This is a genomic window from Actinoplanes sp. 13 (assembly GCF_056134165.1).
This window is the reverse complement of record NZ_JBVYOQ010000010.1, coordinates 222,113-232,888: the sequence shown is the minus strand read 5'-3', so window position 1 is coordinate 232,888 and position 10,776 is coordinate 222,113. Positions and strand designations below refer to the sequence as shown.

Annotated in this window: 9 protein-coding genes and 2 pseudogenes; 2 read left to right on the top strand and 9 right to left on the bottom strand. The window is 72.5% G+C overall.

Annotated elements, in window-relative coordinates:
- Nucleotides 1-660, top strand: a pseudogene (locus AC0NH5_RS21710) (hypothetical protein); the annotation flags it as partial.
- Nucleotides 661-712: 52 nt separating this feature from the next.
- On the opposite strand, the gene AC0NH5_RS21705 reads toward AC0NH5_RS21710, so the two are convergent.
- The 7 genes and pseudogenes from AC0NH5_RS21705 to AC0NH5_RS21675 all read right to left on the bottom strand — a co-directional run bounded on the left by AC0NH5_RS21705 (nucleotide 713) and on the right by AC0NH5_RS21675 (nucleotide 8,104).
- On the bottom strand, nucleotides 713-1,009 hold the full coding sequence (locus AC0NH5_RS21705; protein ID WP_474406619.1) for a MoaD/ThiS family protein: 297 nt from the start codon (nucleotides 1,007-1,009) through the stop codon (nucleotides 713-715).
- Nucleotides 1,006-2,121, bottom strand: coding sequence for a WD40/YVTN/BNR-like repeat-containing protein (locus AC0NH5_RS21700; RefSeq protein WP_474406616.1), 1,116 nt, complete (start codon nucleotides 2,119-2,121; stop codon nucleotides 1,006-1,008). Before AC0NH5_RS21700 ends, AC0NH5_RS21705 begins: the two co-directional genes overlap by 4 nt.
- Nucleotides 2,122-2,209: 88 nt before the next feature.
- Nucleotides 2,210-3,748 carry a methyl-accepting chemotaxis protein gene (locus AC0NH5_RS21695; RefSeq protein ID WP_474406614.1) on the bottom strand — a complete coding sequence of 513 codons (1,539 nt, stop codon included), beginning with the start codon at nucleotides 3,746-3,748 and terminating at the stop codon, nucleotides 2,210-2,212.
- Nucleotides 3,749-3,807: 59 nt separating this feature from the next.
- Nucleotides 3,808-4,476 carry a response regulator gene (locus tag AC0NH5_RS21690; RefSeq protein WP_474406611.1) on the bottom strand — a complete coding sequence of 223 codons (669 nt, stop codon included), beginning with the start codon at nucleotides 4,474-4,476 and terminating at the stop codon, nucleotides 3,808-3,810.
- A pseudogene (locus tag AC0NH5_RS21685) lies at nucleotides 4,473-5,888 on the bottom strand (sensor histidine kinase); the annotation flags it as partial. The gene AC0NH5_RS21690 and the pseudogene AC0NH5_RS21685, both read right to left, overlap by 4 nt.
- Before the next feature lie 45 nt (nucleotides 5,889-5,933).
- Nucleotides 5,934-6,665 (bottom strand): hypothetical protein, encoded by a 732-nt coding sequence (locus AC0NH5_RS21680; RefSeq protein ID WP_474406608.1) that lies wholly within the window; start codon nucleotides 6,663-6,665, stop codon nucleotides 5,934-5,936.
- A gap of 233 nt (nucleotides 6,666-6,898) precedes the next feature.
- On the bottom strand, nucleotides 6,899-8,104 hold the full coding sequence (locus AC0NH5_RS21675) for an FAD-dependent monooxygenase (RefSeq protein ID WP_474406606.1): 1,206 nt from the start codon (nucleotides 8,102-8,104) through the stop codon (nucleotides 6,899-6,901).
- A 69-nt stretch (nucleotides 8,105-8,173) separates the two neighbouring features.
- Between AC0NH5_RS21675 and AC0NH5_RS21670 the strand changes: the two genes are divergently transcribed.
- Nucleotides 8,174-8,707 (top strand): TetR/AcrR family transcriptional regulator, encoded by a 534-nt coding sequence (locus tag AC0NH5_RS21670; protein WP_474406604.1) that lies wholly within the window; start codon nucleotides 8,174-8,176, stop codon nucleotides 8,705-8,707.
- A gap of 17 nt (nucleotides 8,708-8,724) precedes the next feature.
- On the opposite strand, the gene AC0NH5_RS21665 is transcribed toward AC0NH5_RS21670, so the two are convergent.
- Together AC0NH5_RS21665 and AC0NH5_RS21660 are read right to left on the bottom strand one after the other, a co-directional pair.
- Nucleotides 8,725-10,026, bottom strand: coding sequence for a hemolysin family protein (locus tag AC0NH5_RS21665; RefSeq protein ID WP_474406602.1), 1,302 nt, complete (start codon nucleotides 10,024-10,026; stop codon nucleotides 8,725-8,727).
- Nucleotides 10,027-10,123: 97 nt separating this feature from the next.
- Complete coding sequence (locus tag AC0NH5_RS21660; protein WP_474406600.1) at nucleotides 10,124-10,687, bottom strand: TetR family transcriptional regulator; 564 nt, start codon at nucleotides 10,685-10,687, stop codon at nucleotides 10,124-10,126.
- Nucleotides 10,688-10,776 lie beyond the last annotated feature (89 nt).

The window sequence follows — 10,776 nt, the reverse complement described above, 5'->3', positions numbered from 1 at the left end:
ACGCCCAACGCAGGCCAGACGCCCAACGCAGGCCAGACGCCCAACGCAGGCCAGACGCCCAACGCAGGCCAGACGCCGCCGACCACCGCTCCCGCTCCGGACGCGACCGCGCCGGCCCCGGGTGACGCCGGCACTCCGGCGCCCGCGGACACCACAGCACCCGTGGACACCCCGGCTCAGCCGGCGCCCACCGACGACGCCGCACCCGCGCCCGTGGATGCTCCGGCCGCTCCTGCGCCGGACGCCGCTCCTGCGCCGGACGCGGTTGCACCGGACGCCGCCGCGCCCGCCGACAACGCACCGGCTGACGCGACGCTGCCCGCCCCGGCTGGCCCCGGCGGCGACGCCGGCACGGACGCCCCCGCGGCTCCCGGCACTGCCGACACCCTGACCGTCGCCACCGGCAACGAGAACAACGACACCGCGGCGAACAACGCTGACGCCACGGCCGGCGACAGCACGACGAACAACACCAACGCCACGGCCGGCGACGCCGCGACGAACAACACCAACGCCACGGCCGGCGACGCCGCGAACAGCGACAACACCGCGGCCACTGACGCCAACGCCGCGACCAGCAACTCCACGACGGGCGACGCCACCGCGAACAACTCCGCGGCTGCCGACGCCTCGACGACCATGCCGGGCTCGACCCGCTGAGCGGGCCCTCCTCGGCGGCCGGGTGACCCCCGGTCGCCGAGTCGTTCGCGGCTCAGCCCCCGGCCATCGCTCCGACGATCAGGTAGGGCTCCTCGCCCTTGGCCACCCGGTCCGGCAGCGGAGCGTCCGGCGGCTCGTTGGACAGGTCCTCCTCGCAGGCGAAGAACCGGACCAGCGGCCGCCGCTGCCCGGTCCGCCGGTCGCGCATGGTGCCGCGCAGCATCGGGAACCGGTCCTCGACCGCGTCGAGCACCGACCGCTGGGTGACCTCGTCGCCGACCTCGACCCGCACCTCTCCACTCACCTGGGCGAGGGTGCGCAGGTGCGGCGGGAGGATGACCCGGATCACGGCAGTACCTGGGCTTCCACCGAGCACACCGGCGGCAGGTCCCGGACGATCGCCTGCCATGTGTCGCCGCTGTCCGCGGACCCGTAGACCTGCCCGCCGCTGGTGCCGAAGTAGATTCCGCACGAGTCGAGGGTGTCCACCGCCATCGCGTCGCGCAGCACGTTCACATAGCAGTGTTCCTGCGGGAGCCCGACGGTCAGCGGTTCCCACTGCTCGCCACCGGTCCGGCTGCGGTAGACCCGCAGCTTGCCGTCCATCACGTAGTGCAGGGAGTCGCTGGTGACGGGTACGACGTAGAGCGTCTCCGGCTCGTGCGCGTGCACCGCGATCGGGAACCCGAAGTCGGTCGGCAGGTTTCCGCTGATCTCCCGCCAGTTCTCCCCGGCGTCGTCGGTCCGCATGACGTCCCAGTGTTTCTGCATGAACAGCGTCCCGGGGCGGGACGGGTGCATGGCCAGCCGGTGCACGCAGTGCCCGACGTCGGCGCCCGGTTCGGCGATGCCGTCGGAGACAAGCCCACGGTTGATCGGCTGCCAGGTGACGCCGCCGTCGTCGGTGCGGAACGCGCCGGCCGCCGAGATCGCGACGTAGATCCGGTCCGGGTCGACCGGGTCCAGGATGATCGTGTGCAGGCACATGCCCCCGGCGCCGGGCTGCCATTTCGGGGCGGACGGGTGGGTCCGCAGCCCGGCCAGCTCCACCCATTTCTGCCCGCCGTCGGTGGATTTGTAGAGCGCCGCGTCCTCGGCGCCGGCATAGACGACGTCCGGGTCGGTCCGGGACGGCTCCAGGTGCCAGATGCGCTTGAACTCCCACGGGCGCGGCGTCCCGTCGTACCACAGGTGGTCGCCGACCGGGGCTTCGTAGACGAAGTCGTGGTCGACCTGCTCCCAGGTCTTCCCGCCGTCGTCGGAGCGCTGGATCAGCTGGCCGAACCAGCCGCCGGACTGGGAGGCCCAGATCCGGTCGGGGTCGGCCGGCGAGGCGTTCATGTGGTAGATCTCCCAGCCGCTGAAGTGCGGCCCGTCGACCGTCCAGTTCTGCCGCCGGCCGTCCGAGGTGAGGATGAAGGCGCCCTTGCGGGTGCCGACGAGCAATCGAACTCCGCTCATAGCTGTTCCCTCCGTTGTGTGACCCACGTCATCATGGCGCACCGCGGGTCATCGCAGGGGGATTGAAACGCATGTTCGATCGGACGGGTCAGCCCTGCAGGGCGCGCGCCATCTCGGCCTGCTCGGCCAGCACCTCGTTCATCCGGTTCTGGACGCTGTCCATCCTGCCGATCGTCTCGCTCGTGGTGTGGATGCCGGCGGCCACCGTCTCGGCGCTGGCCTGGATGCCGGCGATCTGCTCGGCGACCTTCTGGGTGGCCTCGGCGGTCTCCCGGGCCAGTTCCTTGACCTCACCGGCGACCACCGCGAAGCCCTTGCCGCTCTCGCCGGCCCGGGCGGCCTCGATGGTGGCGTTCAGCGCGAGCAGGTTGGTCTGCTCGGCGATCGAAGAAATGATCTTGATGACGTCGCCGATCGCGGCCGACGCCTGACCGAGCGCGGCGACCTCGGTGGTCATCGCCGAGGCGCGGTCGACCGCCTGCTCGGCGACCGAGGTGGCGTCGCCGCTGGCGCTGCGCAGCCGTTCGACGGTGTCCAGCAGCGCCCGGGCGTTGGCGGTGGCCCGCTCGTGGCCGCGCATCACGTCGAGGCGCTGCGAGACCAGCTGCTGCACGTTGCGCAGCGCGGCGGCCCGCGACTCGGAGAGGTCGATGTATTCGGTGGTGAAGAAGTCCATGGTGCCGACGACCTGGTCGCCGCTGAGGATCGGGAAGCAGACGCCGGAGCGGACGCCGGCCCGCCCGGCCGCGGGCGCCCGCACGCAGTCGGTCACCTCGGCCAGCTCACGGACGAAGACCAGGTCCCGCGCCCGCCAGGCCCGGCCGGACAGGCCGACGCCCTCGGCGAAGGTGGCGGCCAGGGTGACCCGGCGGAACTCCTCGCCGGCCGACCCGGACTCGATGGCGAACTTGAGCACGTTCTCGTCCGGGTCCACTTCCCAGTACGAGCCGTACGCCCAGCCGAACGCGGTGCGCACGCTGTCCAGGGCGGTCCGGATCGCGGCCTTGCTGTCCGCCGCGGTGCCGAGCCGGGTGACCACCTCGGTGACGGCCGACCGGTCGTCGGCGACCTGGCGCAGCTCGGCGGCGGCGACCGCGGACTCCCGGGCGCGCTCGGCGACCCGCGCGATCGCACCGAACTTCTCCCGCCGCGGCGCGTCCAGGTAGAGCGGCTGGGCGGAGTAGTACTCGAGGATGGCGTGCACCTCGTTGCCCTTGGTCACCGGCAGCACGACTGCGGCGACCATCCCGGCCTTCAGGGCCGTCTGGCAGCGCCGGCACTCGGTGCATTCCTCGGCGGACTCGGCGTAGACCGCCTGGCGGGACCGGTACGCCTTGCCGACCAGCCCGGCGTCGAGGGGCAGGGTGCCACCGGTGACGGCCTTCAGCTGCGGAGTGAGCGCGCCGGCCTCGTGGGCCAGGCGCAACTGGCCGGCGCGCTCCGGGATCCAGACGGCGCCGTAGCCGAATCCGTGCGACCGGACCATGCTCTCCACGGTGATCCGCCAGGCGCTGTTCTCGTCGGTCGCCGCGTCCAGGGCGAGCACCAGCTGCTCCAGAGCCTCGACGTCGCGGGGCATCGGCCGGGCGGCCTCGGGGCTCGCCTGACGTGAACCGAACAACCGCACGCTTCTCTCCTCACACCCGCTGATCGACACCACCCACATCGGCGGCGGGGATCGGAACTTTAAGGGCGGAAGCGGTAGCCCATGCCGGGCTCGGTGAGCAGGTGCCGCGGCCGGGCCGGGTCCTCCTCCAGCTTGCGGCGCAGCCGGGCCATGTACTGGCGCAGGTAGTTGGTCTCGGTCCGGTACCGCGGGCCCCAGACCTCGTGCAGCAGCTCGCGCTGGGTGATCAGTTTGCCCGGGTGCCGCAGCAGGTGCTCCAGCAGCTGCCACTCGGTCGGGGTGAGCCGCACGTCCCCCGAGACCGACCGTTCCGTCAGGTCGACGGTGTGCGCGCCGATCTGCACCGCCGGCACCGCCTCGTCCGCCTGCCGGCCCCGCCGGGTGACCGCGCGGATCCGGGCCAGCAGCTCGTCGACGCCGAACGGCTTGGTCACGTAGTCGTCGGCCCCGGCGTCCAGGGCGGTCACCTTGTCGGCGCTGCCGGCCCGCCCGGAGAGCACGATGATCGGCACGTCGGTCCAGCCGCGCAGTCCGCCGATCACCTCGGCGCCCTCCATGTCGGGCAGTCCGAGGTCGAGCACGACCAGGTCCGGAGGGTGCTGCTCGGCCAGGTGCAGGGCCGCCGCACCGTCCGGTGCGGTGTCCACGTCGTACCCCCGGGCCTTGAGGTTGATCCGCAGTGCACGGACGATCTGCGGCTCGTCGTCGACCACGAGGATGCGGGTCATGCCGGGCCCGCCGGGACGCCGGCGACGGCCGGCAACGCGAGGATCATGGTCAGACCGCCGCCCGGGGTCTCCTCCGGGGTGAGGCTGCCACCCATCGCCTCGGTCAGACCGCGGGACAGCGCCAGGCCCAGACCGACGCCGGTGTGGTTGTCCCGGTCGCCGAGGCGCTGGAACGGCAGGAACACGTCGTCCCAGCGGTCCACCGGGATCCCCGGCCCGTGATCGATGATCCGCAGCTCGACCGTGTCACCGCGGCTGCTGCCGGTGATCGCCGGCGGCCGGTCCGCCGGGCTGTACCGCAACGCGTTCGCGATCACGTTCACCAGCACCCGCTCCAGCAGGCCCGGATCGGCGTGCAACATCGGCAGGTCGTCCGGCACCCGCACAGCGACCCGGCGACCCTCCGGGCCAAGATCATCAAGCGCCCGGGGTACGACCTCCTCGGCGCCCACCTCGATCGCGGCCACCCCCAGCGCGCCCGCCTGCAGACGGCTCATGTCCAGCAGGTTCGCGACCAGCCGGTCCAGCCGCTCCAGCGACTCGTCCGCCGTGGCCAGCAGTTCGGCCCGGTCCTCCGCACCGAAGTCCACCTCGGTGCTGCGCAGACTCGCCACCGCCGCCTTCGCGGACGCCAACGGCGTACGCAGGTCATGACTCACCGCCGCGAGCAGAGCGGTGCGCAACCGATCCGCCTCGGCCAGAGGTCGCGCCGCGGCGGCCTCGGCCGCCAGCCGCTCCTGCCGCAGCGCCACCGCCGCCTGCGCCGCGAACGCCTCCACCACCCGCCGGTCCGACACGCTCAGCGGGCGACCACGCAGCAGGACCAGCACCTCCTCGTCGGCCCGGACACTCTGGACCGTGCCGGCCGGGTCCGGGCCGGGCGTGCCCACCTGGGCGACCGTCGTCCCGTTCTCCCGCAGCGCCACCGACTCCAGGCCGAACGTCTCGCGGAGCTGATCGAGCAGGGCCAGCAGGGGCCGCTCGCCGCGCAGCACGCCACCGGCCACCATCGCGAGCATCCGGGCCTCGGCGGACGCCTGCGCCGCCTGCCGGGTCCGGCGGGCGGCGGTGTCCACCACCCAGCTGACCGCGACGCCGACCACGACGAAGATGGCCAGCGCCAGCAGGTTGTGTCCCTCGGCGATGGCGAACCGGCCGTACGGCGGGGTGAAGAACCAGTTGAGCAGCAGGAACCCGCCGACCGCGGCGATCAGGGCCGGCCCCAGGCCGCCGACCAGCGCCACCCCCACGACGGCGACCAGGAAGAACAGGATGTCGTTGATCAGAGGCGGGTCGACCGCGACGAGCAGCATCGTCAGCAGCGGCAGCCCGGCCAGCACGGTCAGCAGGCCGGCGATCCGGCGGCCACGGGAGAGCGCGGCCGGCAGCCGTGTCCCGTCCGGCCCCGCGCCGAAGGGCATCACCGGTTCACCGCGTGCCGTCCGCCGGTCATCGCCTCAGGAACCGCTGAAGTACCGCAGCGTCATCTCGGTCTTGGTCCGCTGACGCAAGTCCGGCACCACCCGGTGCGCGTGCAGGACGGCCGACATCCGCGCGGCGACCTCGGGCGCCCGGGCCGCGGCGCAACGCGTGGAGAGTTCCACCAGCGTGGAGCCGTCCGGGTACGTCCAGCGCTCGGCGGTCAGCGGCCGGCCCAGCCCGTGCGGCCGCACCCGGTGCTTCTTGACCTGCACCGGGCCGAACACCCGCAGCTCGTCCAGATCGAGGTCGTCCGGGCCGTACGCCGCGATCATCCGCCGCTGGTGGGCGGAGAGGAGCTCGGTGAGCGGCCGCCCGGAGGCGATCGACCGGGCCACGGCCCGCCGGCCCAGGCGCACCTTCAGGGCGCCGGAGCAGACCCGGTGCCCGGGCAGCGCATCGATCTCCACGTCCAGGTCGGCGCGGCGCAGCCAGCGCGGCACGGTCCGCGCCTCCATCGGGCGCAGCTTCACCACGACGTCGTCCGGGTGGGCCGAGGTGCTGCGGATCCGGACGACCAGGCCGTGCCGGGAGAGCGCCAGGTCAGCCGTCTCCAGGAAGTAGACCTGCCGGACCCGGACGTGACCGGCGCCCCGGCCGAGTGACCGGCCGGCCCGTTCCGGGATCATCACTTTGAGCTCCACCCGCTCCGCCTCGCCGGCCGGGTCGAACGGATGCCAGAGGCCCCAGTCCGAGGTGGCGAGCTGCATGGTGGGGACTCGTTTCTGCCGGTAACCGTCGACGCCACGGTACCCGATCGCATTCCGGAAGAATCCCGATAAATTTCCGTTTCGGCCCGGTTGAGGCGCAGGTCACCGTCCCCCGAAGGACACCACACACCCCAGCGTGTGAAGTTCGGGTGCGATCCGAGCCCCAACCTCACACACTGTCACCCGCGGTAACAACCAGTGTGTGAAGTTCGGGTGCGATACGCGCCTCAAGTTCACACGGTGTCAGCGGGTGGTGGGGCGTCGCTGAGACGCAGGCCGTCGAGCATCGCGGCCGGGCCGCCGCCGAACGAGGTGAGCCGCGCCCGGGCCCGGGCCGGCAGGTGCGGCAGCGCGCGCATCACCTGGGCGGCCAGCCAGATCTGGGCACGGCCGCGCGGGACGATCGAGCCGAGCACGGCCGGCCCGATCCGGTGGCCGTGCCGGACCGGCTCGCGCATCACCGCCTCGTACCGGGCCAGCGCGCCGGGAACGTCACCTCCGGCGCCCAGTTCGGACGCCAGCACATAAGCTCCGGCCGTGGCCAGGCTGGTGCCGCCACCGACGGCCGGGCCGGGGCCGTACCCCGCGTCGCCGACCAGCGTGACCCGGCCCCGCGACCAGCTCGGCATCCGGATCTGCGAGATGCCGTCGAAGTAGAGGTCGTCCGCGGTGTCCAGATGGGCCAGCACCGGATCGAGCCGGGCGCCGAAGCCGTCGCCGATCAGGTCACGCAGGACCGGGCGCGGGTCGGCCCGGTCGTACGGCACCTCCCGCGGGGTCCGGACGAGGAAGAGCGCCCGGGACAGGCCGGGGACGGCAGTGGGATAGACCGTGGCGGCCCGGTCCGGGGCGGTGAACGCGGCGACGGTCGGTCCGGTGCCGAGCACGTCCGGCAGCGTGTAGACGGCCAGGTACGCCCCGAGGAAGTGCCGGTGATCCCGCTCCGGGCCGAAGGCCAGCGACCGCACCCCGGAGTGCAGGCCGTCCGCGCCGACGACCAGGTCGGCGCTGATCGTGCTGCCGTCGGAGAGCGCCGCGACCCCGCCGTCGAGCCGCTCGATCACGGTCCCGAACCGGTAGTCGGCGTGGTCCCGGGTCGCCTCGTGCAGCAGCCCGGCCAGGGTGCCGCGCATGATCTCGACGTGCCGGCCGGAGATGCCGGTGGCCAGGACCGCGGTGGCGAGCGTGACGGGCGGCTTCCGGCCGGGACGGAACAGCGTGATGGTGTCGTTCGGGGTGCGGGCCGCCCGCACCTCCGCCAGCAGGCCCATCCGCTCGATGACGTCGACGGCCGGGCCGAACAGGTCGACCGGGTGCCCACCGTCGCCGGCTCGCAGCTCCGGGGTCCGCTCGACGACGGTGACGTCCCACCCGTACCGCGTCAGCCAGTGGGCAAGCACCGGCCCGGCGATGCCGGCGCCGGAGATCACAGCGTGCATGGCACCCTCCTCCGGTTCGTTGATCTACCGGTAAGTAAACGCTGGGTTGTCAAGGCCTAGAGTTGCGATGTGCCGAGACCCAGAACCAGCGAGACCGCCGACCGGATCCGCGCGGCGGCCCTGGAGCTGATCGCGGCCCGGGGCGTGCGGCAGGTCAGCCTGCGGGAGATCGCCGAGCGGGTCGGCGTCACCAAACCGGCGCTCTATTACCACTTCGCGTCCCGGGAGGACCTGGTCCGCAGCCTGGTCCAGCCGCTGATCGACGACGTCGAGGCGGTGCTGGCCCGGTTCGGGCCGGGAACCGGCGCGCGGGAGCTGCTCGGGGCCTACTTCGACGTGGTGTACCGGCACCGGGACGTCACCGCGATGATCATGCGCGACCCGAGCGTGCTCGCGATGGTCGACCTGGCCGCGGCGATGGGCCGGTGGCGGCAGCAGATGGTGACGCTGCTGGTCGGCCCCGAGCCGACGCTGGCCCGGCTGACCCGGGCGCAGATGGCGATCGGCGGTCTGGGCGACTGCACGATCGTCATGCCGGAGGCGCCGGCGGAGCGGCTGCGCGAGGCCGTCCTCGACGCGGCCGAGGACGTCCTGCGCGCCTGATCAGCTGGGCCGGCGGGTCAGACCTGAGCGTCCTCCTCCTCGGCCGGCTGCTCGGCGAGCGGCCGGAGCCGGAGCTTGGTGATCGCCCGCCCGGTGACCTCCACCACCTCGGCGGTGTGCCCGTCGATCGTCACGATCTCGCCGGGCCCGGTCGGGATGTGACCCAGGCGCGCCAGCACCAGGCCCGCGACGGTCGTGTAGTCCCCCGCGTCCAGCTCCTCGATGTCGACCCCGATGTCCGGCAGGTCGTGGATCGGGAAGGTGCCGGGCAGCAGCATCGCGCCGTCGTCCTCGCGGATCACCGACTGCACGTCCCGGTCGGTCTCGTCGTAGATCTCGCCGACGACCTCCTCGACCAGGTCCTCCATGGTCACGATGCCGTCGATCGCGCCGCGCTCGTCCACCACCATGGCGAACTGCTGGCGCTGGACCCGCAGCTGCCGCATCGCGTCGGAGACCTTCAGCGTCTCCGGAAGGAACAGCGGGGTGTACATGTGGTCCCGGACCGGGCCCTTGGCGCCGATCAGGTCGCGCAGGTGCACCACGCCGAGCACGTCGTCCAGGCCCATCGGCCCGGTCACCGGGGCACGGGAGTGCCCGTCGGAGACGAGCAGGTCGAGGGCGTCGGGCGCGAGCATGTCGGCCGGCAGCACCAGCACGTCCCGGCGCGGGACCAGGATCTCCCGCAGGATCCGGTCGGCGATCTCGAAGGCGCCGGAGATGATGGTCCGCTGCTCCGCGGTGATGTCCTGCTGCTGCGCGACCATGTCGCGGATCTCCTCGGTGCTGACCTCCTCGCGGCCCGCGTCGGGGTCACCGCCGGCGAGCCGGACCACCAGGTCGGTGGACTTGCCCAGCAGCCAGATCACCGGCCGGGACAGCGTGGAGAGGATGTCCAGCGGGCGGGCCATCAGCATGGCCCAGCCCTCGGCGCGCTGCATGGCGACCCGTTTCGGCGCCAGCTCGCCGACGACCAGCGTGAAGAACGTCAGGACGATGGTGATCAGCAGGATCGCGACCGGCTCGGCGGCCGTGCCGAGCACGCCACTCAGCGGCTCGATCAGCGGCTGGGCCAGCGTGGTGGCCGCGGCGGCCGAGGCCAGGAAGCCGGCCAGCGTGATGCCGATCTGAATGGTGGCCAGGAACCGGTTCGGGTCCCGGGCCAGCTTGGCGAGCGTCCGGCCGGTGCGCGACTGCCGCTCCAGCCTCTGCAACTGGCTCTCGCGCAGCGAGATGAGCGCCATCTCGCTTCCCGAGAAAGCCGCGTTGAGCAGCACAAGCACTACGACGAGGACGACTTGCCACCCGTATCCGCCCACGGCGGAGATCAACTCCTTCGCTGAGAAAAGATGCGAAGGTCCAACGCTACCCAGGAAAGCTGTGAGTCATTCCCACGGGGCCCGGCCGGGCGTGCCGTCAGCCGCGGAAGACCCCGTCGAGCATCAGGTCGACAGCGCGGTCAGCAGCGGCGCGGGCCGCGGCCACGTCGCCGGTGTCCTCGGCGACACCCTGGACCATCGCGAAGAGCAGCGCGAGATCCTCGGGCACCAGGTCGGCCCGGACGTAACCGCGCTCCCGCGCGAACCGCATCGGAGTGGCGACCGCCGCGATCACCCGCTGCCGGTAACGCTCCTGGGTGACCCGGTCGAGGCGGCGGACCAGGCCGATCAGGTTGCGCATGGCGATCTGGGTGTGCAGCACCTCGCAGAGCAGGCGGCGGAACTCCTCGGGGCGGTCGGCGTGCGCCGCCACCAAGGCTTCCAGGCGCTCCAGTTGATCGGTGACCACGGCCGCGACCAGAGCCTGCCGATCGGTGAAGTGCCGGTAGAGGGTGGCCTGGCCGACGCCGGCGCGGCGGGCGACCGCCGGCATCAGGGCGACGGCGCCGCCGCCGGCGAGCACCTCACCGGCCGCCTCGAGGATGGCCGCGCGGTTGCGCTGAGCATCCCGGCGACGCGCGGTCGGTGTCCCGTACAGCACCCGGCACCCCCTTACTACCGACGAGTCACGTTACTAGTCGGTAACGAGAAAGTCACCATCTTCAAATTCTCGGAACCGATTCCTACGCT

Coding starts and splice junctions, on each gene's coding strand:
- AC0NH5_RS21700 (WP_474406616.1), bottom strand. CDS start 2,121: ATGAGCGGAGTTCGATTGCTCGTCGGCACCCGCAAGGGCGCCTTCATC.
- AC0NH5_RS21690 (WP_474406611.1), bottom strand. CDS start 4,476: ATGACCCGCATCCTCGTGGTCGACGACGAGCCGCAGATCGTCCGTGCA.
- AC0NH5_RS21680 (WP_474406608.1), bottom strand. CDS start 6,665: ATGCAGCTCGCCACCTCGGACTGGGGCCTCTGGCATCCGTTCGACCCG.
- AC0NH5_RS21675 (WP_474406606.1), bottom strand. CDS start 8,104: ATGCACGCTGTGATCTCCGGCGCCGGCATCGCCGGGCCGGTGCTTGCC.